Below are 24,083 nucleotides of genomic sequence, written 5' to 3' on the forward strand. Positions count from 1 at the left end.
ACGTTTAAACCGTATAAAGCCAGCCGTGGGGATCTTTTTTCGTTCCCTGTTGAATGCCGAGAAGCTCTTCATAGAGATGAGCGGCAATGGGACCTATTTCATTATTATTCACGACGATGTTCCAATCCTTCGCTGCCAATTCGCCGACGGGGCTAATAATCGCGGCAGTGCCGGTACCAAAAATCTCTTTAAGACGGCCCGTTTTTGCTCCTTCGCGAAGCTCACTCAGCTTAATACGTCTTTCAACGATAGGCTTATTCATGCCCTTAAGAAGCGTGATGATGGAATGTCTTGTACCCCCGCCCAGGATTGTTCCACCCAAAGAAGGCGTCACAATTTCATCTTCAAAGACGAAGAACACATTCATAGTTCCGACTTCTTCCACGTATTCCCGTGTAACATCGAGCCAGAGCACTTGAGCATACGAATTCTTTTTCGCCGCGTAGGCGGCCTTCAGACTCGCAGCATAGTTCGCAGCGGCTTTCGTCGCTCCAAGTCCGCCGGGAGCGGCACGAACGAATTCTTCCTCAACCCAAATCTTAACGGGCTTATTGCTATCACCGTAGTAGTTGCCCACCGGAGAAAGAATCGTAAAGAAAAGATATTCTTCTGCAGGACGGACTCCTAAAAAGGCCTCGGTCCCAATCAATGTCGGACGAATATAAAGAGAGCAGCCTTTTTCTCGAGGAATCCAGTCTTGATCAACCCTTATCAGTTCAGCGATTCCTTGCAAGAAAAGCTCTTTCGGAGGCGCTTGCATGCACAAACGTTCAGCTCCATCGACCATGCGCTGCCAATTAAACTCGGGGCGGAACATCACGCATTGGCCATCGCTATGACGGAACGCTTTCATCCCTTCAAACAACGCTTGTCCATAATGAAGAACGCTGGCACCAGGATCGAGCGGCAACGCTTGATAAGGCGTAATTTTCGCCTCATGCCACCCTCGCCCCGCCGAATACCTCGCTGAAAACATATGGTCCGTAAAGTACTTTCCAAACCCCAGCGATTGGGAAGAAGGTTTCTCTTTAGGCGTTTTCGTTCGTTCTATAGTGATGTTTGTACTCATGCCCCCAATAAACCATGGACCCTCGCCCCGGACAAGGATCACTTCCTCATCCCGCAATTTTTCACAACGTGGGACCCTCGCCCGGCGTCTCAATCTGAGACCTATTTAAAATATGTCTCAAAACGACACCTCAAAATTGTCACTGTCTTAAATCTAAACACCCATATTGAAAATAAGTAATGTGCCAGACAGGCATGATCCGTGTAAGCAAAGGACCGACGACGAGGAGTGCTTAGATGGTGAACTCATTGAAAATGAAAATGCTGTACGTAACGTTGGGAACTGCGCTTGCTGCTTCATCTGCTTCAGCAAAAGTTTACGTAAATTCAATGTGCTATATGAAAGCCAATTCAGCCGGACAGGTTATCGAGGGCGATCAAAAGAAAAAAGAAAAGTTTCCTTTAGCCTCCATTTCAAAAGTTGTGACGTCTTTGTGGGCTGTCGAAAAACTCGGACCTGATTATCGTTTTAAAACGAAACTCCATGTTACTCGCGTGGGAAATGACACATACGATGTGCATATTGAAGGCGGCCGCGACCCAATCTTTGGCAGAAACTCCAGCTATTTCCTTATTTCTGAGTTGAATCGTCTTAGTATTCCAATCAAAAAAATTGAAACTCTAACATTTGATGAAAACTTCTTGCTAGATTGGCTGTCCGAGGAAAGTCCACGCATTGGCGGAGACACTCCTTATTACGATACGATCGAAAAACAGGCCGATGCCGTTCGCAATTCATTGATTGCTGACTTTGCTTCCGCTATTCGCAAAGACAGATACGATTCTTTGAAAAACAAGGCTGCTAGAATCGGCGTAACTATGGCTTCCACCCCTACTATCAGCGTTCGCCGTGTCGAATTCAAACCAAAATCCGCTTATACAAAACCAGAAGGAACTCAGACTTTGGTTTACAAATCGGCGCCTCTTCGCGTGATTCTAAAGAGAATGAATAATCAATCCAATAACTACATTGCAGATACTATGTATTGGAATTTGGGCGGAACGACGGCATTCCAACAATTCATCAAAAATTCTCTTTCAATGAATACCGACGAAATGGAATTCTATTTGGGTTCTGGTAATAACGCGAACTACATCTACAATCCAAATACGGACATCTATAATGAAGCGACATGTGAGGCGATGGTAAAGGTTCTTTACAAACTTGATAAGAATCTTGAAAAGTCTGGCTACGAGCTTAGCGAAGTGATGGCCGTGGCTGGAGTTGATTCAGACTCGACGGTAGCAAGTTATGGTGGCAACTTTGCTGGCTCTACAACTGCGAAAACTGGAAGCGTAAATAAAGCCAAGACCCTCGCTGGAACAGTTTCAACTAAAAACGGTGAGATTTACTTCGCCGTCCTCATGCATACGGACAACCGCACAGAGTGGGGCTCCGCAAATGCGACAATCAAAAAGAAAGTGAATCAATTGATTGTTGATAATGGCGGCGCGAAATCTATCAACTATAAAGAAACTCTTCCACTTGCTTTTGATAAAGGGTCGAGCTTGGCAACGGAAATTTCTGCCAATAAGAATAAAGGCTAGAGGTTGCACGTGAAAAAGTTATTTAAACTCTTTATTGTATTTGGTTTGCTTGCGGGAGCTTCCGCTCACGCGAAAATCAGTTCCAAAGAATTGAGTCTTATTAAAGCCTCCGAGACTGGAGATCAGGCGAAGGTCACGGCTCTTCTGAAGGATAAAAAAATAAACTTGAACGCCCAAGACGAAGTCGGAATGACCGCTTTAATGAGTGCAGCTCTTGGTGGCCACGTTGATATCTTAAAGCAGCTGGTCAGTAAGAAGGTTTCTTTAGAAACAAAAAATCAATCAGGAGATACCGCTTTAGCAGTGGCAGTTACCAACGACCAATTCGCTGCTGCAAAGGCCCTGATTAAGGCCGGCGCAAATGTCGACGTAACCGTTGCCGGAGAAGAAGGCGATACGCTTTTCATGCGTTCGTTAGGCGATATTGAGACGGCTAAACTGATCTTGCAAAAGAACAAAGCTCTTATCAACAAGACAAATAAGTTAGGTGAAACGGCTCTTATTCAGAGCATCCGTTTTGGTAACATTGAAGCCGTAAAACTTCTTATTTCTCAGGGAGCTGATAGCAAGATAAAAACCAAAGATGGACAAACCGCTTTAGATATCGCGAAGAGCCTCAACAATAAGGAAGCTGTTCGTCTTCTTTCTTCTAAGTAAAATTATTTTTTTTCTCCCTCGGGAGACTTGATTTCACCGCAGGCAATACGTTTACCGGCATTGCCGGCCGGTTGGGATTTCATATCATCCGCTCTTTCGTGCAGAATCACTGAGGTTCCACCTTTTTTTAAGAGTGAATTCGCACCCTCTTTCAAAGTCACACGTGCATTCTTTTCTTCAAGATGGCCCGTCCCGTCTTTTTCTACTTTAATATTTTTCATGTCTCCTGCGTGAGGCCCGCCTTTAACGTTTCCGTGCTTCCTTTTTTCAGGATTGAAGTGATCGCCGGCGGACTTGAAGTCAGGTCCTTCACATTTTCCGTTTTCATGAAAATGCAAAGCATAAGTCCCAGGCGGGAGATCCTTGAGATTCACAATCACCTGTACGCCATTTACTTCCTCCGTGAGATTTACATCACCCACTTGTTTTCCTTGAGCATCATTCAAGATGACGGCTACAGGTTCCAAGTGCTGTTCAGCTGCACTGACTGCACCCGTCCAAAAAAACAACCCCAACAAAAATCCACCTTTCCCTGACATAATGACCTCCGCCCCTCCATTCTCGAGGGACCCTCGCCCGCGATACAGTTACATCTTTGAAACCTCCGCTCGCCAATTCACACAAACTTTTCTGATTCTTTGCTTTTTTCAGAATCAAAGACCCCTTAATTGCTCCCCATTATTTCTTCTCTTACCGTTTTGTCTTCGACATCAAAAAAAGGAGTTCAGTTATGCGCCAGCAGCAACGCGGATATCGCCAAAACGAACAAAGATATGGATCTTCACAACGTGGATCAAGACAGTTTGGCCAAAGCCAAAGAAATTGGGAAGAGCGCCATATGCCAGACGATATGGAAAGACAATCGTACAATGTGAGAAGTCAGCCCGGGGATTTCAATCCGGGCGAGGGTGCCAGAAATTATGGTGATTATAGAGAAGAATACCGTGGTTCGAGCCGCGATGACTGGGAGAGATCTTCTGTGGGTGCCCCACGTTCCCATGAATCTAATTACGGCCAGAACCCTTATGAAGACACTTACACTACGACGAGTGCGGGTCAATTTCCATATGGTCACACGTACGGACAAACTTTCTCTGGAAATCGTTATCCCTACGGCCAGTCTTATCAACAGCAAGGGAACTATCCAGATTATGGCCATCCTGCCCAACGCCAGTCATATGGATCACAAGGCTATGGCTACGGCCAGGGGCAAGGGTACGAACAATCTAGAAGAGAACAATCACGCGGCTATCAACAAGACTACGGATCTAGAGACCGCTATAGCTCTATGTACGAAGAATCACAAAGCCCTGAGAGATATTCTCAGTCCGAAAGATCGGAGCAATTCACGGGCAAGGGTCCCAAGAATTTTAAGAGAAGCGATGAACGCATCAAAGACGAAGTGTGTGAGATGCTTACGCGTGATGCGGATATTGATGCCAGCGAGATTGATGTCGACGTGAAGGAAGGTGTCGTTACACTTACAGGAACTGTTCCTGATCGTCGCATGAAACATTTGGCCGAAGACTGCTCTGAAAGATGTTACGGAGTTAGGGATGTCACGAATCAACTTCGTGTACAAAGAGAAGGCTCTGCCGAAGCCTCTGAACGTTCCGGCGAATCTTCTCGATCAACAAAATCCTCTCGCTCATCTTACCAACAAGGCGGCCCTGTAGGTCACTGATTCGCCAAGGCCGGGAATACCCTCCCCTCTTTCCCGGCCCATATTTTGTCCGCCATCCCTGCCCGACCCTCGCCCCTTCCCGATGCCCCTTATTCAACCACTCCCTCTTAAGGACCCCCGCCCCTTTTGCACCATCGGCTTCTCAATAAAGGAGCCGAACATGGCAAAACATTTCGCATTACAAGGAAATATCTCGCACGATTTTTTCGAAACGTCTTTTGGCGGAGATCTTTCGAAAGGCAAAAGAAAGTCGCGCCGACCTCTTTCAGAGAAAGAGCCTATTCATTTGGTTTTGAAAAGTAATAAAGCTTTCGGGCGAAGGTCCCTGTTGCATCCGGTGAACAGGAAGCTTCTTCTTAAATACACGCGACGATTTGTGTTTCGTTTTCGAGTGAAGCTTTATCGTTTTGCTAATGTGGGTAATCATATCCATATCCTCATAAGAGTCCCCGATCGACAAGCGTACGTAAGCTTTATTAGTGCACTGACAGGAACTATTTCGAAGATGATATTTAAGTCGGCTGGTATGTGGGACCTCAGGCCGTTTACTCGAGTTGCGAGTTGGGGGCGAGGGTTCAGTACGTTGAAGAGGTATATAGATCGAAATGTCGAGCAAGGATTGCTCGTGGTGGAAATTACTATGAAGAGAGATCGGTCTTGGAAGAGGGCTGGTTTTGATGATGTGATTTGGGAGCTTCCGTATGCGGGGCGAGGATCCCCGATGAGAAGGGGTGGGGTGATGAGAATGAGGGTTTGAGGCCGTGTTGGAAAGGGCATTGCCAGTCTGGAGGATTGTTTTTGCCAGAGAACTGGATGGACTCCCAGGTGTTGTCATACTTTTCAACCATTGGGTTTACATCGCCTTGAAAGAGTTTGTCTCTGTCGCGAATAGTTTTCACCATGGGCTCGAACTTGCCTGCCGCTCGCAAATCGCGAAACTGCTGATAAATATTGAACACTAACATTGGATACGGAAACTGCCTTGATTTTCTGGAGCTTTTTGGATGCATTCCTACAACAAAGAAAGCGCTTCCGCCCAAGGAGAAACAGAAATCTTTGTCACGAGGATCAGAACTGAAGGCGGGATCCCATTCTGAAGAAAGTTCTTCGTGTGAAGTAAGGTAAGAAAGTTCCAGCCAAAGGCGTTTCTCAAATTCTTCTTCACTTAAATTGTCAGGTCCCTCAAAGACGGCAATATAACTGAGATACTGCTCGCCGGTGTTTTCTTGTTCGTCACGGAATTTTAAAAGTTCTCGAGCTAACCGTAAACTTTCTGATCCAACGCCAAGCTCACCGAAGTGTCCGACGTCGTATTCATTTTTGTTAATGGAATGAATCGCAGCAACGCAAGGATAGTTCTTGCGGTTAACAAAGCTCGTGATGAGTTCCGTAAAAGACGCCCGTTCAAGCATGCCTCTTTTCTAGGACTTGCCGCAGTCATCTTCAATTTGAATTGGAAAGGAGTGATGAATCACAAGGAAGATCCCGAAAGACCTTCCTTGTATGACAAACTCTTAAGAGAAAAGACGTTTGATAAAGCCCGTGATCTTTTGGCCCAAAGATTTTTGTGCCACGACAGGAGCTGGTTTTCTATGAGGTGCACTTGCCCCCTTACGGTGCTCATGCTTTCTGTGATCCGTGCGTTTTTGATCATGACGCTTGTGTTGTGGATGATCCGCACGCTTTCCACCCTCGTGGCGTTTGTGCTCAGGACGCTCTCCACGAGCACCGCCTGGACGGCCACCGTGAGCGGTTTTTTGCTGATCACGAGGACCTTTTTCATGGCGGCGTTGCTCGCCACCGCGACGGTCTCTGCCGCCTCCGCTTGGACGTTCACGACGTTCGCCGCCTGCTTTTGGCGCACGAGCACGATCCAATGATTTAGGATAATGACCCTCGAAATGCGATGGGAACGGCTTAAAGTCTTTCACCAATTGCTCGGTCTCGAGATAGCCCACTTCTACTTTATGTTTCAAGTAGTCTTCAATGCGCGCCAAAGCTTCAATGTCCTTGTCGCCAACCAGTGAGAATGCTTGTCCTGTCGTACCCGCGCGGCCCGTACGACCGATACGATGAACGTAAGATTCACTGTCGTTTGGAAGTTCAAAGTTGATCACCATATCCACGCCCTTGATATCAAGACCGCGAGCCGCAACATCCGTTGCAACAAGGATATTCATATTGTTTTCAGCTTTGAATTGCTCAATGACGCGATTACGTTGCGCTTGAGTCAGCAAGCTCGAAATCGCCATAGCAGGAATGCCATTATCGACCAAGAACTTCGCGATCTTTTCCACGCTCAATTTAAAGTTCGTGAAGATGATCGCTTGTTTTGGATTGTGGATTTTCAACAAAGACAATAAGTGCTGAGGCTTTTCTTCGTTACCTACGTGGAAGATTTGGTCTTTCACATTTTCAGCTTTTGCTTGGTCACGGCTGATATTGATTTCAACAGGCTCGGAACCGAACTGATAAGCCGTGTTCAAAACATCAAAGTTCAATGTGGCACTGAAAACCAAGAACTGACGTTCACGAGGAACTCTTTGCAAGATGTACTTCATGTCATCTTTAAAGCCCATATCAAACATACGGTCTGCTTCGTCGAAGACAATCGCGCGCACTTGTTTCAAATCAACAAGATGCTCTTTGTACAAGTCAATCAAACGCCCTGGAGTCGCGACGATGAATTCAACGCCGTTCTTCAAAGCCTCTTTTTGCTTGTCGTAACCAGTTCCGCCATAAATCGCAAAACCGCGAAGACCCGAGTCCACGCTAAGTTTGTTGATGTTGTCTTGGACTTGTTCTGCCAACTCACGCGTCGGAACCAAAATCAAAATGAAATTTTGCGGTTTCCAATCTTTGAAAGCTCTTTTTTCAATCAAAGCTTTTTGTTCTTCGCTGATTTCACCGGCAACAGGACGAGCTCTTAGAATACGCTCCATCAAAGGAATCAAAAAGGCAGCCGTTTTTCCTGTCCCTGTTTGCGCAAGGCCTGCGACGTCTTTTCCATCCAAAACCGGTGGCATTGCTTGTTCTTGGATGGGCGTGCAATCATCATAGTTCAACTTCTGGATTGCCGCTAAAATACTGGGATCTAAATTCAATTCTGAGAATTTCAACTTTTACTACTCCGGTCTGAAGCTCCCAACCTACTGATCCTCTTGGGAATTGTCAAAGAGGCGGGCCTAAAAGCCGCCTACAAACACTTTCAAAGTCTCGATGAAGGCCTGTGGTTGATCTGAGTGGACCCAATGACCTGCGCCCGGAATTTCGACGCCCTTAATCATTGAGTTGCTGGCCAGCATTTTCTCGTAATTTTCGCGAGAAAGCTCCCGAGAGTTGGCCCCACGAACAAGAAGAGTCGGCACCTTCAACTGTGCGATCGCCTCCCATCGGTCTTGCCCTCGCCCCAAACGGACGGAGTCAATGATGGCTTTCTTGGAAAAACGCCAATCCACCGTTCCATTCGGCTGCTCCACCATATTCGAGTAGAAATAATTGGCCATGACCTGAACGTTCTCGCGGGTCTTCGCCGTCTTGACGAAGTCCTCGAAGAAGTAGCGCTTGGCCTCTTCGCGTGTTGGGAAGGGCGAGGGTACCAAATTTAATAAATATTCATAATACTCGTGGGCTTGGGGGTTGTTTTCGGGGCCGATGTCCTCGATGACCAAGTGGCTGAGGTATTCGGGATATTGCGAGGCGAACTGCAGAACATTACGGCCGCCCATCGAGTGACCGACCAAGATGAAATTATTCCACCCAAGCTCGTCGACAATGAGTTTGAGATCATGAGCATAATCTTCGGGAGTATAACCCTCTGCAGGCTGGAAAGAGCGACCGTGACCGCGTTGATCGTAAACAAGGCAGCGCTCAGAAGCCTCGAGGCCAGAGACGATCCTTCTCCAGTTTTGGCCGTAACCCATCAAGCCGTGCACGAAGATCCATTTGCGCCCGTTTTCGGGACCATAAAAATGATGATAAAAATTATTCAAGTAAGCCATAGGACTGCTTATACCCCCGCCCGCAAACACCCGTCATTTCACGTTTGAATTTTGATGCGAAGGGATGTAGATTCAGCCCCAATGATGAGCCAGCAAAAACCCCAGCTCCACGAGGACTGGATTGATTCGTACGCCTTGAGAATAGTTCGGACCCTGCAAGAGTCTGGCTTCGAAACTTACCTAGTAGGTGGCTGCGTGCGTGATCTGCTCGTTGGCATTCATCCTAAAGATTTCGACATTGCAACCAACGCTCTGCCAAACCAAGTCCGCAAAAAAATCCCTAACGCCTACGTTATTGGCCGCCGCTTCAAACTTGTGTTGGTAAAACGCGGAGATCAGCAATTTGAGGTTGCGACCTTCCGTCGTAATATGACGCAAGATGAACTCAACAATATGGGCGATGAATCTGTTGAGGGCGATAACTACTTCGGCACGCGCGAAGAAGATGCGAAACGCCGCGACTTCACGGCGAACGCTGTTTTCTATGATCCCGTAAAACATAAGCTCATCGATTTCTGTGGCGGCATCCAGGACATCCAAGACCGCGTACTGCGCATGATCGGCGATCCGAAAGAGCGCTTCATCGAAGATCCCATTCGTATTTTGCGTGCGATTCGCCTTTCGCACAAATTGCATTTTTCCATTGAGTCTTCAATGCGTGCTGCAATTGCCGAATGCAGTCCTGAGTTAAAAAAATCCGTTCTACCGCGCCGTCGTGAAGAGTGGTTGAAATTCCTACGCCTTAAAGAACCTCACTTGGCGTTCATGGAGCTTTTCGATTTGCATATTCTTGAGCAGATTCTTCCGGGCTTGCACTCTGTTTTTGTCGATCCCGTCAAAATGGAGATTTTCGAGATCCATTTAGCGCGCATCAACTCTGCACATATCGACAAGAACAATCCAACGGAACTTTTCGCAGGCTTCATGCTTGCATTCATGAAAGCCCAATATGGCGAAGAACCTTGGAATCATGAAGAGATCCTTAACGATCCGAAACTGGCGTATTTCATGCGCGAGGAAATGGGCATCTTTAAACAAGAAGCCTCTGTGTTTTTCAAAGCTCTGCATTTGATGAACGGACTTCATCGCATCGAAAACTACACTCGCAAAGGCGAGCGTCGACAGATGGCTTTCGTCCATAACGAAGCTTTCCCATTGGCAATGAAATTGGCCATTATGGATTATTCTCTGTCAGGCTCGAAAATGCATTTTTGGCTTCAACAAATCGAGAAGTATCGCGCAGGAATTCCGACGAAATCCTCGCAAGAGCCCCAACATTAACGTTTTCATCTCATTTCAAGACATACAAATCTTATTTTAAGCCCGTCTCTTGCTGAGAGTCCCATAAAGTTCGATAATAAATTGAACACCATGGAATGAGATTCGTCTCACGGAAAGGGTGGAAATGGGACTCGAAAAAAAGAATACGTTTTTGATCGTCAGCGGAGATAAGACGCGAATTCAGCGTTGCACCGACGTACTTTCGCGCAATATTCCCAACTGCTCTGTCTTTCACAGCGCCGAGTGGTTTGAAACCAAATACAAACTCGACAACGTTCATCCTAAAGCCATTCTCATTGATGAATACCTCCCAAAGGGTTCGGGCTTTGACGTCGTTTCAAAAATTCTCAAAGAAAAAAACAATGACGACATTTTTATCATCATCATGTCCTACGTAGCGGATCATGATCTTTTCTCTTCCGAAGTGGCCTCGGGTCGCGTGCAGTTTTTAACAGAGCCCGATCGCGAACAGGCTTTGATGGAATGTATTTCTAAAATCGTTTCTCCCAAAAAAGACAGCAATCAAGCCCAGTACGAATTGAAGCAACTGCAGCCAGGAGAAGTTCTTTTTAAAGAGGGTGACAGTACAGAGATCGCCTACATTGTGAAGAAAGGCAGCCTTCGCGCTTATTGTTCGGGACATGATGGCGACAAGGTCATGCTCGGCGAAATCATGGCGGGAGAATTCGTCGGAGAAATGGGCCACTTCAATCACGACCCGCGTTCAGCGACAGTCGAAGCCATCACTGAAGTCGAACTGATTGCTATTCCGCACGCGTCTTTAGACAATGTGATTTTCACCAGACCTTCGTGGGCGAAGGCGCTGGTTAAAACTCTGTCCCAACGCCTGAAGAAAGCCAACAAAGCCCTCACCGGTTAATGAGGGCTCAAGAATTACTGCAGCCGTTCCCAAAGATAGCTGTATTCAAGTGAATTCCACAAAATAGTTTGTTCAATATTAGCGCTGCCAGCGTGCCCACCTTCCGTATTTTCATAATAAAACACAGGATGTCCTTGCTCTTTCATTCGCGCCACCATCTTACGAGCGTGGCCAGGATGAACCCGGTCATCCTTCGTGCTGGTCATGATAAACACCTCAGGATACTTCACTTCTTTGTTAAGACGCTGATAGGGAGAATACTTTAAAATCGCTTCGCGCATTTTAGGATCATCGGGGTCTCCGTATTCATCCATCCAGCTCGCACCCGCAAGAAGCTTGTGGTAACGAAGCATGTCCAACAAAGGTACACCCACGATCGCAGCATTGAATAAATCGGGACGAGTCGTGAAAGTCGCACCCGTTAAAAGCCCTCCATTAGAGCGACCCGAAATTCCCAAGTGCTGCGGAGACGTGATGCCTTTTGCAATCAAGCTCTCAGCAATGGCGATATTGTCTTCATAAACTTTGTAACGATTTTCTTTCAAAACAGCTTGATGCCAAGCGGGACCAAACTCTCCGCCACCACGCAAATTGCTTAAGACATACACGCCACCTTTTTCAACCCACACTTTGCCAATAACGTTCAAGTAAGAAGGCTGCATCGGCGCTTGAAATCCGCCGTAACCATAAAGCAAAGTCGGATTTTTTCCGTCGAGCTTTATGTCTTTCTTAGACACGACAAAATACGGAATCTTGGTACCGTCTTTACTGGTGGCCTCAAAACGTTCCGTCTTTAACCCGACGCTGTTAAATCTTTCAGGAGATTTTTTCAGAAGATCCATGTGATTGTTTTTGTCAGAGGCATTGCCAAGATAAAGGGAGTTCGGCGTAAGGAAATCCACATACTGAGCGAGATAATTGTCACTTTCTTCTTCCGTCGAAGTGACTGAAGAAACACCGTTTTCCCCCAACTTCACAACTTCCGTTGTCCACGTGTCGGCCGATGTAAAAGTGACTTTTTCGATCCTAGACAAAACATTATCTGTGACATGCAAAAGAATATGATTCTTGGTGGGGCTCATTCCTTGAATAAATCTTTTATCCGTCGGCACAAACAAAGCTCGCAATGTCTTCTGGGCCGCTTCACCTTGAGAGAGAGCATTTAAAGGCATGAAAACAATGCTGCCACTTTTGAAGGAGCCTAAGTCAGATTTTAACTCAAAGAAAAGTTTGTCAGAAAAGACACCCCAAAATTCGGAGTCCTCTGGCATAGGCAGGCGAGTCTTGTTGCCATTTTTATCCTCGTACCAATTTGTACTGCTATAGAAACCCTTGCGAATGCTGTGAAAGACATAGCGCTTGTCGTTTTCATCAATAATGTAACTGTAAGCAGACATATCCTTTGGGGAAGCCTCTTGAACAGTCACGGCTTTGGATAAGGGCGTTCCGCGTTTCCAAACTTTTACAATTCGGGGATAGCCCGAGTCCGTCAAACTGCCTGCTCCAAAATCAGTCCCGACGAATACAGTATTTTCGTCTTTCCAACTGATATGAGTTTTAGCCTCTGGCACGTAAAAACCGTCTTTAACAAACTGGCGCGTATTCAAGTCGAACTCACGCACGACAACAGCATCTTTGCCTCCGCGAGACAAAGAGACGAGCGCACGGTCATGTCGAGGACCTAAAGTCGAAGCCCCACTCCACACCCAGTTTTCATTCTCTTTTTTTGCCAACTCATCGATATCAAGAAGAATATCCCATTTCGGATGCTTTGTTTTGTAACTGGAAATCGAAGTTTTTCTCCAGACACCACGAACATTTTTTTGATCGCGCCAGAAATTGTAAAGTTCACCTTTTCTTAAACTGACTGCGGGAGTGCGATCCTCGGCAAGAAGAATTGCACGCGCTTCTTTTTCAATTTTTTTGAAGTGGGGATTTTTCTGAAAGTGTTCAAGAGTTTTCTTGTTCTCCGTTTGCGCAAACTCTAAAGCTTTCTTCCCTTCGACCTCTTCAAGCCAAAGATAAGGATCTTGCGCAATAGTTTTGGATTTACAGCCCACAAGAAGAGGCAACAAAAGAAACCAACGGCGAAGCGAATTTCTCATAAAAATAAGACTCCTGTTTTACAAGAGTCTTATTCTAGAGAAGCTTTGGGATAAAAGAAACGTTATTTCGCCAATTCCGCCATCGTATCTTGAATCCAAGTCTGATGCGCACCCACGCGAGTGAAAATAGAGAACAGCATGCACTTTGGAGTCAAAAACCCCGGCAAAGAGTCGCCACGACTTGCAACTCCCCAAACATGAAGCTGCCCGTTGATTTGCAAGTACGCCGGTCCGCCAGAGTCTCCGCTGCAGATGCCGCGACGTACGGATTGCCCCAACATCACTTCCGTCGATGAATAATCCACCTCATCAATTTCTAGTGTCGTCGTTCTTAACGTTCCTGCGCCCGCCTTTAAACCTATTGTCCAGCTCAAACCGTAACCCGCAACGATCGTGCGACCGTTGTTTTGCAAGTACTCCGAGGAAAACAACATCGGTGCTACTTGGAATCCCGCCGGAGCTTCGCCTTCAAAACGAAGAATCGCAATATCGTACATGTCTTTTTCGCGAATCTCTGTCGAATAGTCAGGATGCACGATTGCATTCGTCACCGCACGAATTTGTTCCTTCGCCGCTTTTCGCATTTCCGGAGCAAACATCACAACAAGATTTTTAGCTTTTGGATCTACGCAATGTCCCGCAGTCAGAACCAGGTTCTTTGCAATTAAAGTTCCCGAACAAATATAGCCGATATTAGGCTCGTAGATTCCGACTGTGCTGCGGCCGATAAGGCTTGAGCTTTGAACTTTGTCGCCGCCGACGATTGAGTTTTGCGCTTCTGATGTCGTGATAGAATCGACTGAAGATGTGGGAGCACAAGCCGTTGCCAACAATGCTGTCATCGCCACGATGAATACGTTTTTCATAAAACCTCCGTTTGATGAGCGGAGTTTTATCGAAAGCGAGCGCAGAGTTCCATTGTATTGATTGACACTTTTGTGGGATTTCTGTCTGAAAGGCCGATTTTCTTCGGCCCTTCACGTGAAATCTTTACTAAGCTAAGCGGCGTTACGACTTTGAATCTGTGAAAGCAGATCCCCTGCAATGCGATCCAAAGGCAGAACTTTATCCGCAGCGCCTAACGCCACGGCGGCGGCCGGCATCCCGTAAACGACGCACGTTTCTTCATTCTGCGCGACGGTATAAGCCCCGGCATTTTTCATTTCTAAAAGACCTTCGGCTCCATCTTTACCCATGCCCGTAAGAACAACGCCCAGGGCGTTCTTACCCACGAACTTCGCTACAGACTTCATAAGATAGTCAGCGGCAGGACGCACGCTATGGAGCTGCGGCCCTTGATGAAGTTTCACGTAATAGAAAGCACCACTGCGCGTGATTTCCATATGATAGTTGCCCGGTGCAATCAACACACGGCCAGGAACCACTTGATCACCCTCTTGTGCTTCCTTCACCTCAAACGGAAACATATTATTCAAATTTTCCGCGAAGGATTTCGTAAAACCTGGCGGCATATGTTGCACAACGAGGGTCCCGGGAATATCCGCAGGCATCCCGCTAAGGAAAACCTTCAGGGCTTCGGTTCCACCCGTAGAAGATGCGACAGCAATCAGCTGATGTGTCGTCCTTGCCAGTGACGTGTGTTTGACTTTTTCAACCGGAGTTCCGGCTGTATGAACGTGTTTTTTAATTGGGTTGATGCGCGCTTTCGCCACCGCTTTTACTTTTTCAATAATCGCCTGCGAAAGAGATTCCAGGTTTTGACTGACGTCGATGGAAGGTTTTTCCATGATCTCAATCGCGCCCGCTTCCAGAGCACGAAGGTACGTTTCAGAACCTGTTTTCGCCAAACTCGAAAAAATAATGGTGCGAGTTGGAAAATGCTGCATAACTTTTTCGAGGAAACTAATGCCATCCATACGCGGCATCTCTACGTCGAGAGTCATTACATCGGGCTTCAAAGCCACGAGCTTGTCACGAGCGATGTAGGGGTCCGACGCCGTACCTACAACTTCGATATCAGGACTGGAGGAAAAGATTTTTTCCAACAGTTTTCTGATCACTGCGGAGTCGTCGACAATTAATACTCTGATTTTGGAACCAGCCATAAGGGCCTCTATCATTTTTAAGTTTTAAGGTAAACGGCTCTGGAAAGGGGTTTCAAAGAAGGATGTTTTACATTCCCCGATTCAGAGTGACCCAAAATCAAGTAACCGCCCGGAGCCAAACATGTCACCAAGTTATCGATCACTCTTTTTGTTGTCGCTTCATCAAAATAGATCAAAACATTTCGGCAGAAGATCACGTGGAACTTGTGCTGAAATTCATACTTAGGATTCATCAAATTGAAAGGCGCAAAGCGGATCATCTTATGGATGGAATCTTTGGCTCTGTAAAACTCGTCGCCATTCGCTTTGGTTTTTTCAAAATATTTGGTTCTTTGCACAGGAGGAAGTCCCTGCATTTCGCGATCTTCGTAAGTTCCTGTCGAAGCTTTTTTGAGAACCTGCAAATCAATATCTGTTGCAAGAAGGCGCACTTTCGAAGCACCGTCGCCCAAAGCTTCACAAGCCGTCATCACGATCGTATAAGGCTCTTGTCCCGTGCTGGCTGCCGCACACCAAATGCGCACGTCATTGCTGTTCTTGCGCAAAAGATCCGGCAAAACTTCAGCCAAAAAATCAAAATGATTGGATTCACGATAGAACGACGTCATATTCGTGGTCAGAGCGGAAATAAATTCAGAGATCATGTCGGGACCTCCGTGCTCTAACTTCGTCCAATATTCTTCATAAGATTTCAATGAATGACGACGCAAAAGTTTTACGATACGATTGCGAATCAATGCGTGATTTTTCGGCGTCAACGGCAGATCCACACCGGCTAACTCATACATGCGCTCGGCAAACTTCATAAACATTTTGTCAGAGAGTTTAATCTCTTCAAAGTCGTATAAAGCGCCGACAATTTCCGATTTCTTTACAGCCGTCATGCTGCGATCTCCCGCCCCTTAGCAACGTTACTAACCAACGCGCCCGGCTCCAAAATAAGAACTGTACGACCGTCACCTAGGATGGCGGCTCCCGCCACTTCCGGAATATCCTGACCCGTCGTAATAGGTTTCACCACCACTTGCGCCTGGCCCAAGACGTCGTCCACAGGGAACGCCATTTGACCTGTCATGGATTCGATAATAACAAGCATGGTTTCTTCGCGGCGTGCGCTTAAAGAGTTCTCTCTTTTTGCGACGAGCTGGTGATCTTTTTTATTCAACGACCAATTGATAGAGCCCAATGTCTTAGAAACATCTATTACAGGCAATAGATGCCCGCGAATGCTCGCGACTTTTCCCGCACCCGAAATATTCGTGTAGTCTTTAGGAAGAACACGCACGATTTCGCGAATGGAGTGAATCGGAAGAATATAACGAGCTCCATCCAAGGCCACGATAATACCGTCCGTGATCGCCGTACTAAGAGGGATCGTCAAACGGAACGTCGTTCCCTGACCTGACTTAGAGAAAATATTAATCTTCCCGTTGATCTTATCCAAATTGGATTTCACGACGTCCAGGCCGACCCCACGACCGGAAAGATCCGAGATCTTATCCGCCGTCGAGAACCCCGGTTGGAAAATATACTGAAATACTTGTTCATCCGGAATCGTGGAAGGATCTACACCTGTAGGAACGAAACCTCTTTCAATAGCTTTATTCAAAACTTTTTCACGGTTGATACCGCCACCGTCGTCAGAGATATCGATGATAACATTACCACCCGACTGTTTGGCGGAAACGACAACCTTCGCAGTCACGGGTTTACCGCGCTCAAGACGGGTTTCTTTTTTCTCAACCCCGTGGTCCATTGAGTTACGCACCAAGTGCACGAGAGGATCACCCAGAAGTTCAAACACCGTTCTTTCGACCTCGGTCTCTTCACCAATCAATTGCAGATCAACGGGTTTATCCAAAGACAAAGATACGTCGCGCACGATACGCTGAATTTTAATGAACATGGATTTGAGCGGAGTCATACGGATGCTCAAAGTTTTTTCATAGAGCTCACGCACAGCTTTATCCAATTGATCGACGATGGCTTCCAAACGCAGATTCACCCCGCTGCGAACCGTTTCGTCATGCACTAATTGGTTTTTCAAAACAACCAACTCACCAACGGCATCCAATACTGAGTCAACACGTCCCGTATCCACTTTGATTGTGCTGTTCGTCGCTTTTGCAGCAGCTTTGTTCGCACCGCCGCCACCATTGCCGGAGTTAGCAGAATCCACAGGCGCTTTCGCTGCAGGAACCGCTGCCGCAGCAGGTTTTGCCGCTGCGGGTGCCGGAGTCTCAACAACTTTCAAAACAGGTGCAGGCTTTTCCACAGGGGTTTCCACCTTCGGAGCCGCCGCTGTGACCTTCTTGGCCTCTTCTTCTTTTGCGTGGAACTCGGCCTGATCCTCAGGAGAGAGTTGCGCAAGAAGTTCAGCAAGCAATTCGTGATTTGTATGATCGTCTTCCGGTGCTGGCGCGGTTTCCGCGACAGGTGACGCTGAGGCAAAGAAGTCATCAGGCACGGCCTCTTTGACTTCCTCAACAACTGCTTTCGGCTCTTCATGACGAGAAGGTTTTCCCGAAAGCTCTTCCGTAATTTGAATCAATTGCGCAACAAGAGCCGAAGTATCCCAAGCACCGTTTTGTCCTTGTTGCAAAGAGGTGATACGGTTTTTAAGTTCATCGCCTGACTGCAAAAGCAACGAGATCACATTGGAATTTACAAGCGTGGGACGAGAACGAAGCAGATCCAAAAGATCTTCCATCACATGCGCAAACTTTGAAAGATCCGTCAGACCTACCGCTGCGGCTCCCCCTTTTACGGAGTGAGCTACCCGGAAAATATCTGTCAGATCTTTCGCTGGATCCTCACTGTTCTCCAGCTTCATCATGGACTCTTCGTACTGCTCTAACATAAAAGCAGACTCATTCAAAAAATCCATCTGCAGTTCTTCAAAGAAAGAATTATCACCGCTCATTTGCGCTCCATTAATATAGAAAAATCACAAGAAATTATCGGCTCCTAGGGGGCCTAACTATTTATATCGTTGGTCCAGAATGAGATGAAACCAGACCCTCGTCTCAGGTCGGGACGAAGCCCAGATGCGATTAAATTATTTTTCAAATACGTGAAGTTTTTTTGTTAAGTCCACATAAGTTTTTCTCGAAGAGTACGGGGATATCTTTTTTCACCCGATTTTGAAAGGCGACGAAATGAGTGATGTATCTTTGAAAGCAAAACCAGGCCAATACTTAACTTTCCAACTTATGGCTGAGCAATACGGCGTAGCTATTGAGACTGTAAGAGAGATCAACCAATTTGGTGAAATCACGCCAGTTCCGCGCACTCCAGACTATGTTAAAGGAGTTATGAACTTGCGCGGAAAGATCATTCCAGTTGTTAATTTGCGCATTAAATTCGGCATGCAACCGCAAGACACGACACGCGACACGTGCATTATCGTGATCGATACAGAAATCGGTCAGGTAGGTATGATCGTAGACTCTGTGAAAGAAGTGGTTGATTTGCAAGAGTCACAAATTGAACCATCACCGGTTCTAGGCAATGAACACGCAATGTCTTTTGTTCGTGGTATGGGTAAAGTCGACAACAAAGTGGTTATCCTTGTCGATATCGTATCCGCTTTCTCACACGATCAAATGGGCCAAATGGCGCACTTCTCTCATCAAGAAGAAGCGAAAGCAGCTTAATAGATTCTTAGATAAAAAAAAGACCCACTGATGAACGTCAGTGGGTCTTTTCTATTTTAGAACTGAAGAAATCCTTTTACCAAGCGCCGCTTTTTTGGAAGAACAAACCTGTCGCTTCCACGATAGCCGCCGCATCGACCTTGTGTTTTGCATAAAGGTCTGCCGCCGTATAAGCGCTTTGCCCGAATTCACCTTTGACGCCCAAACTTTTCACCGTGAATGTCACGTCCGCTTGCAAAAGTGCGTGAGAAAGCATTTGACCGAAGCCACCGATGACTTGATGGTCTTCCGCAGTCACCAAACGGCCTTGCGTTTTTTCCAAAGCCATTTTCACTGTTGCGACGTCGATATGGTTCACACAAGCACAATTCACCACAACCGCGCCGTAGCCTTTGGCTTCCAACGTCTTCGCAGCTTGCAACGCCTGAGGAACCAAAGAGCCCGTAGTTGCAATTGTGACCGATTTCGCTTTGTCGTTTGCGGTATCCAAAAGGACTTGCGCCTTTTTCAGATCATACGCAGAAACTTGCGCGTAAGATTTCGGGAAGTTTTCACGACCCAAGAAGAAAATCGAAGAGTGCGGAACTTGTCCTTCTCGCAACGCTTTTGCAAAATTCTCGATAGCTGCGTAAACCAAAGCGTCCGCTTCTTCGCTGCAAGAAAGAGAGTATACATCCACATGAGGAATGGAAGAAACCATCGCCATATAACTCAAAGCCTGATGAGAAGCTCCGTCCGCGGCATCTTGAAAACCCGTGTGTGAGAAGATCGCAATCACCGGAGCTTCAGAAAGAGCTCCCATCGTCAATGGCAACGCACCTTTGGTCACACCAAACTGTGCAAACGTATCCACAACCGGAATATATCCCAGCTTCGTAAGACCCGCGGCTACAGACACCATATTGCTTTCCGCGATACCCACATCGAAAGAATCTTGCGGGAATTCTTTACGGAATCCAGCAACACCTGTCGAGCCAGGAAGATCCGAAGTTACACTCAAAACAGGTAAGCCCGCTTTGCGCGCACGAATCATCGCTGAAGAAACTCCGACTTGAATCTTTTCGCCTGTGTCTTTAACCGCGTTGGCTTTGATCTCCGCTTCCCATTTATGAAGCTCTTCGATCCATGTTCCATAAACAGCCGGAAGATTTTCGCCGCCGTAAATTTCACTCAAGAAAGCCGGCAATTCCGTCGGGCTTTTCAATGGGAAACCGTGAGCGCCCGTTGCAGACTCCGCCGTTTTTTTAGTACCGATCCCCTTCACTGTTTTTGCGTGAATAACAACCGGCGCTTTTGGATTGGCCTTCGCCTGCTCAATCGCTGTCACCAAAGTGTCGTAACACTTTTGCAAGTCATTGCCCTCTGCCAACGTGATCACGTTCCATCCCAATGTTTTCAAAGATTGGAATGTCGGGGTCATAGAGAAAGATTCAGTATCAATACGACCTGACAGCTTCGTGTTGTTATCGCTGATAATCAAAACGTACGGCCCCATCTTGCCCGTCGCCGCCAAACCCGGAATGGCTGCAAACGCCTCCTTTGCTTCGCCTTCCATACACGCGCCATCAGAAATGGTCGTCACAGTGACGCGATTGCGACCGGAGATCGCCTCGCCCATCGCCACGCCTTGCGTTTGTGGGAATGCAGAACCCAAGGGACCGTTAGAGATAAAAACACCTTCAGGGAAACAGTGAACCTCACCGTGCCCCGTCAACCCGCTCTCGATCGAACGGAATTTTTTAAGACTCTCAAGAGTCAAACCCGCCATTTGATAATTGGCCTTCAAAGCATAAAGACCATTTTCACAGTGGCCCGCATCGTTCACGATGTGAAAAAGTTCATGCCATTGTTTTTTCTCGCGAGCCGCAACGTCGAAAACGTGCCCGTGCAAAGCCGACATCAATTCGGCCAAAGCCGCCGGTCCACCGTAGTGCGAGGCTGCTCCGCCAAGGACAGCGTTCATATCCATCAAGGACACAAGCGCACGAGTCGCGCGAGGATCCGCAACGGGAATTTGTCTTCCGTCTTTGCTTTTTACGTAAGTTTTAAATTGAGGCTCCTGGGAAGGGTTGCCCGCGAGTTTTGTTTTGATTTGAATGGGTTCTGTCATAGGATAAAGTTTTACTCTGGAACCCGTAGAGGGTAAAGCGAACTGGACTGCTTACCGGGAGCGTTAAATGGAAAATCTTTATTCCCATAACATTCGCGACATCTTGAAGGTCGAGTTGCACCGTCATCTAGACTGCTCAGTGCGTTGGAGCACCCTTATTGAACTCGCTCCCCAGGTTGGAATTCCCCTCGCAAAAACGTCGCAAGGTCAAAAGGACCAGTTTCTAATCACGTCGCCTATGAAGGATTTGGGCGCGGTCTTAGGCAAATTCCTGAACGCACAGAAAGTGCTGGCCAGCGAAGAAATTCTGACTCGCATCGCTTTTGAAGCCTGTGAGGACGCTTATAACGACGGCATTCGTCTTTTGGAACTTCGCTATGCGCCCACGTTTATCTCTGAAGGTCACAAAAACTTAACATTTGAAAAAATCCATAAGTCCCTGCGCAAAGGCATTGATCAGGCAAAAAAGATTTACCCAATGGCTGTAGGTCTTATTTGTATCGTGCAAAGAATTAAGTCCTATGAAACCGCAGAAGAGGTTGTCGATTTCGCTATTGATCACAAAGACAGCTTTATCGCCTTGGATTTAGCCGACAATGAAGAAGGTTTTGATCCCAAAGCCTTCGCTCCTCTTTTTCAAAAAGCAAAAAAGGCGGGATTGCACATTACTGTTCATTCGGGAGAAGCCCCTCAACCTGAATCCGCGCAATGGGTGAAAGACAGCATTGAAATTCTTGGTGCCGAAAGAATCGGACATGGCGTGCAAATCATTCGCAACGCTGACATCCTGAATTTCGTTCGCGACCGTCGTATTCCGTTAGAGGTTTGCCCTATCAGCAACTACTTAACTCAAACTTTCAAAACTTACGAGGAACATCCGATCCGTCAGCTTATCAACGCCGGAGTTCTGGTCACAATCAACTCGGATGATCCGGGAGTTTTCGCGACCACACTGAGCGACGATTACGAAGTTCTTCATCGTGTGCACAAATTCACTTTGCAGGATTTCAAACGCTGCAATCAAATCGCTTTCGATGCGAGTTTCATCGCCGAGGCAGAGAAAAACAGATTCATGTCGGAGTTCTTCGGATGACCTTAAAAGACGAACTTCTCCATCTGATGCGTGAAGATGAAGTCGTCCGGGAGGCCTTAGCCAGCACAGGCGAGCTTTTTCATGGTTATCATCCTGAGATGGAAAAGGTGCATCTCCGCAATGCTCAGCGCCTGAAAGATCTCATTGAAGCCAACAAAGGATTTCCGACAGTGAGTCAGGTCGGTGAAGAAGCCTGTATCGCGGCTCTGCGCATTTTACTTCATGCAATCAGCTGGCCTGAATTCATGCGTGCGCATGAAGAAAACCTTCTGGTCCTTGCGAAGAATAACCAAGTCCCTAAATCGTATGTGGCGTTTCTTGTCGATCGCATTCGTTTTTACGAGGGGCGCAAACAAGTTTATGGCACTAATTCCGATTGGGACGAAAACGGTATTCTGCGCATCACCGACGTTGAAGATCCTAACCACCTTAACGAGCGTCGTGCTGAAATGAGTTTGCAACCCGTGCAAAGTCTCGTGATTACTCCGCTGGATGGCGAATATCATCCCCCCGACCCTGCCAAACGCTATCAAGAGTTTCTGGCATGGACGAAAAAAACAGGTTGGAGAACCAACACATAAACCGCGGGGGTGTATTTTCTGTCCTTATGCACCCTCTGTTGACTTTGAAAGCCTAAGACTGATTAGCTCTATTCATGGAAAACAAATACTTATCTGGCTTTGGCAATCATTTCTCTTCAGAGGCTCGCCCTGGCGCGCTTCCTGCCGATCAAAACTCTCCACAAAAAGCGCCGTTGGGTCTTTACCCTGAACAACTTAGTGGTTCTGCCTTCACAGCGCCACGTTCGCAAAATCTTTACACCTGGCTTTACCGCATTCGTCCTTCGGTTATGCACAAAGCGTTTAAGCCCATGAAAGACCTTACGCAAAAAACATTCTTTAAACCTCAGCATATCAATCCCAATCAAATGCGCTGGAACGCAATGCCGGACTTGAACGGTTCCTTCATCGAGGGTCTGCGCACGGTTTGTGGAAATGGCTCTAGTCACGAACAAAAGGGCATTCACATCCATTTGTATTCATTCGCACAGGGAATGAACAATCGTTACATGATGAATGCAGATGGTGATTTCGTCTTCGTTCCGCAATCAGGTTCTTTACAAATCAAAACGGAATTGGGCGTGATTGAATGTGAACCGGGTGAAATCGCGTTGGTTCCGCGCGGAATGAAGTTCCAAGTCAATCCGCTCAAGGGCGCTTGCAAAGGTTACGTGGGCGAGAACTTCGGTCATCCGTTCCATCTTCCAGAGCTAGGTCCGATCGGGGCCAACGGTCTGGCACATCGTCGTCACTTCCTAACACCAGCCGCCGCCTTCGAAGACAAAGAGGGTTCTTTTGAGTTGATCGGAAAATTCAACGGCGAACTGTGGAGCGCTGAGATGGGACACTCTCCTCTCGATGTTGTCGCGTGGCACGGAAACTATGTCCCTTGTAAATATGACCTTCGCAAATTCAATACGATCAACACGGTCAGCTTCGATCATCCAGATCCTTCTATTTTTACGGTTCTTACATCAGGCAGCGACACTCCGGGCACTGCGAACGTAGATTTCGTGATCTTCCCACCGCGCTGGATGGTGGGCGAACACACGTTCCGTCCGCCTTATTTCCATCGCAACTGCATGAGCGAGTATATGGGTTTGATTTACGGTGAATATGACGCGAAAACAGCGGGCGGATTCATGCCTGGCGGAGGAAGCCTGCACAACTTCTTCTCTGCCCACGGACCCGACGCGGAAACTTTCGAAAAGGCGAGCGCTGTCGAATTGAAGCCGAACAAAATCCAAGACACGATGGCTTTCATGTTCGAATCAAGAACGCCTTACATGGTTACAGACTTTGCGATGCAAAAAGGCTTCCTTCAAGAAGATTACCAAGACTGCTGGCAGGGTTTTAAAAAACACTTTAAGTAAA

21 protein-coding genes are annotated in these 24,083 nt (G+C 47.0%); 10 read left to right on the forward strand and 11 right to left on the reverse strand.

Going from position 1 to position 24,083, the window contains the following annotated elements; all coding sequences use genetic code 11:
* Positions 1-4: 4 nt before the first annotated feature.
* Positions 5-1,069 (reverse strand): branched-chain amino acid aminotransferase, encoded by a 1,065-nt coding sequence (locus QJS83_RS00990; protein WP_284606956.1) that lies wholly within the window; start codon positions 1,067-1,069, stop codon positions 5-7.
* A gap of 236 nt (positions 1,070-1,305) precedes the next feature.
* Here QJS83_RS00990 and QJS83_RS00995 point away from each other — a divergent pair, with 236 nt between their 5' ends.
* Positions 1,306-2,616 (forward strand): D-alanyl-D-alanine carboxypeptidase, encoded by a 1,311-nt coding sequence (locus tag QJS83_RS00995; protein ID WP_284606958.1) that lies wholly within the window; start codon positions 1,306-1,308, stop codon positions 2,614-2,616.
* A 9-nt stretch (positions 2,617-2,625) separates the two neighbouring features.
* A complete protein-coding gene (locus QJS83_RS01000; protein WP_284606959.1) occupies positions 2,626-3,273 on the forward strand; it encodes an ankyrin repeat domain-containing protein in 648 nt (215 codons plus the stop codon).
* Positions 3,274-3,275: 2 nt separating this feature from the next.
* Here QJS83_RS01000 and QJS83_RS01005 read toward each other — a convergent pair whose 3' ends face one another.
* Entirely contained in the window at positions 3,276-3,812 is a 537-nt protein-coding gene (locus QJS83_RS01005) for a superoxide dismutase family protein (protein WP_284606960.1), read from the reverse strand.
* A gap of 191 nt (positions 3,813-4,003) precedes the next feature.
* Between QJS83_RS01005 and QJS83_RS01010 the strand changes: the two genes are divergently transcribed.
* Together QJS83_RS01010 and QJS83_RS01015 are read left to right on the forward strand one after the other, a co-directional pair.
* Positions 4,004-4,957, forward strand: a complete 954-nt coding sequence (locus tag QJS83_RS01010) for a BON domain-containing protein (protein ID WP_284606961.1) — start codon at positions 4,004-4,006, stop codon at positions 4,955-4,957.
* Positions 4,958-5,117: 160 nt separating this feature from the next.
* Positions 5,118-5,714: a transposase gene (locus QJS83_RS01015; RefSeq protein ID WP_284606963.1), complete on the forward strand. Its 597-nt coding sequence runs from the start codon at positions 5,118-5,120 to the stop codon at positions 5,712-5,714.
* On the opposite strand, the gene gntA is transcribed toward QJS83_RS01015, so the two are convergent.
* The 3 genes from gntA to QJS83_RS01030 all read right to left on the reverse strand — a co-directional run bounded on the left by gntA (position 5,596) and on the right by QJS83_RS01030 (position 8,958).
* Positions 5,596-6,369, reverse strand: a complete 774-nt coding sequence (gene gntA, locus QJS83_RS01020; RefSeq protein WP_284606965.1) for a guanitoxin biosynthesis heme-dependent pre-guanitoxin N-hydroxylase GntA — start codon at positions 6,367-6,369, stop codon at positions 5,596-5,598. The two genes, QJS83_RS01015 and gntA, sit on opposite strands and share 119 nt — an antisense overlap.
* Before the next feature lie 102 nt (positions 6,370-6,471).
* A complete protein-coding gene (locus QJS83_RS01025) occupies positions 6,472-8,076 on the reverse strand; it encodes a DEAD/DEAH box helicase (protein ID WP_284606966.1) in 1,605 nt (534 codons plus the stop codon).
* 66 nt (positions 8,077-8,142) lie between these two features.
* Positions 8,143-8,958 (reverse strand): alpha/beta fold hydrolase, encoded by an 816-nt coding sequence (locus QJS83_RS01030; RefSeq protein WP_284606968.1) that lies wholly within the window; start codon positions 8,956-8,958, stop codon positions 8,143-8,145.
* A gap of 81 nt (positions 8,959-9,039) precedes the next feature.
* On the opposite strand from QJS83_RS01030, the gene QJS83_RS01035 reads away from it, so the two are divergent.
* Together QJS83_RS01035 and QJS83_RS01040 are read left to right on the forward strand one after the other, a co-directional pair.
* Positions 9,040-10,239, forward strand: coding sequence for a tRNA nucleotidyltransferase/poly(A) polymerase-related protein (locus tag QJS83_RS01035; RefSeq protein ID WP_284606969.1), 1,200 nt, complete (start codon positions 9,040-9,042; stop codon positions 10,237-10,239).
* A 124-nt stretch (positions 10,240-10,363) separates the two neighbouring features.
* Positions 10,364-11,119, forward strand: coding sequence for a cyclic nucleotide-binding domain-containing protein (locus QJS83_RS01040; RefSeq protein WP_284606970.1), 756 nt, complete (start codon positions 10,364-10,366; stop codon positions 11,117-11,119).
* 14 nt (positions 11,120-11,133) lie between these two features.
* Here the strand turns inward: QJS83_RS01040 and QJS83_RS01045 are convergent, their stop codons facing one another.
* From QJS83_RS01045 to QJS83_RS01065, 5 genes are all read right to left on the reverse strand, one after another.
* Positions 11,134-13,224, reverse strand: a complete 2,091-nt coding sequence (locus tag QJS83_RS01045) for a prolyl oligopeptidase family serine peptidase (RefSeq protein ID WP_284606971.1) — start codon at positions 13,222-13,224, stop codon at positions 11,134-11,136.
* Between the two features lie 62 nt (positions 13,225-13,286).
* Complete coding sequence (locus tag QJS83_RS01050; RefSeq protein ID WP_284606972.1) at positions 13,287-14,090, reverse strand: S1 family peptidase; 804 nt, start codon at positions 14,088-14,090, stop codon at positions 13,287-13,289.
* Between the two features lie 132 nt (positions 14,091-14,222).
* Positions 14,223-15,290, reverse strand: coding sequence for a protein-glutamate methylesterase/protein-glutamine glutaminase (locus QJS83_RS01055; protein WP_284606974.1), 1,068 nt, complete (start codon positions 15,288-15,290; stop codon positions 14,223-14,225).
* Between the two features lie 17 nt (positions 15,291-15,307).
* Positions 15,308-16,174, reverse strand: coding sequence for a CheR family methyltransferase (locus QJS83_RS01060; protein ID WP_284606976.1), 867 nt, complete (start codon positions 16,172-16,174; stop codon positions 15,308-15,310).
* Positions 16,171-18,213, reverse strand: coding sequence for a chemotaxis protein CheA (locus QJS83_RS01065; protein ID WP_284606977.1), 2,043 nt, complete (start codon positions 18,211-18,213; stop codon positions 16,171-16,173). The genes QJS83_RS01060 and QJS83_RS01065 overlap by 4 nt, the downstream gene beginning before the upstream one ends.
* Positions 18,214-18,448: 235 nt before the next feature.
* Between QJS83_RS01065 and QJS83_RS01070 the strand changes: the two genes are divergently transcribed.
* Positions 18,449-18,946 (forward strand): chemotaxis protein CheW, encoded by a 498-nt coding sequence (locus tag QJS83_RS01070; protein WP_284606979.1) that lies wholly within the window; start codon positions 18,449-18,451, stop codon positions 18,944-18,946.
* Between the two features lie 76 nt (positions 18,947-19,022).
* On the opposite strand, the gene QJS83_RS01075 is transcribed toward QJS83_RS01070, so the two are convergent.
* Positions 19,023-21,056, reverse strand: coding sequence for a transketolase C-terminal domain-containing protein (locus QJS83_RS01075; protein WP_284606981.1), 2,034 nt, complete (start codon positions 21,054-21,056; stop codon positions 19,023-19,025).
* A gap of 67 nt (positions 21,057-21,123) precedes the next feature.
* Between QJS83_RS01075 and add the strand changes: the two genes are divergently transcribed.
* The 3 genes from add (at position 21,124) to hmgA (ending at position 24,082) form a co-directional block, all read left to right on the forward strand.
* Positions 21,124-22,149: an adenosine deaminase gene (gene add / locus QJS83_RS01080; protein ID WP_284606983.1), complete on the forward strand. Its 1,026-nt coding sequence runs from the start codon at positions 21,124-21,126 to the stop codon at positions 22,147-22,149.
* Entirely contained in the window at positions 22,146-22,730 is a 585-nt protein-coding gene (locus QJS83_RS01085) for a DUF6624 domain-containing protein (protein ID WP_284606985.1), read from the forward strand. Before add ends, QJS83_RS01085 begins: the two co-directional genes overlap by 4 nt.
* A gap of 74 nt (positions 22,731-22,804) precedes the next feature.
* Entirely contained in the window at positions 22,805-24,082 is a 1,278-nt protein-coding gene (hmgA, locus tag QJS83_RS01090) for a homogentisate 1,2-dioxygenase (protein WP_284606986.1), read from the forward strand.
* Position 24,083: the final 1 nt, after the last annotated feature.

The organism is Bdellovibrio sp. 22V (assembly GCF_030169785.1).
Taxonomy (GTDB): domain Bacteria; phylum Bdellovibrionota; class Bdellovibrionia; order Bdellovibrionales; family Bdellovibrionaceae; genus Bdellovibrio.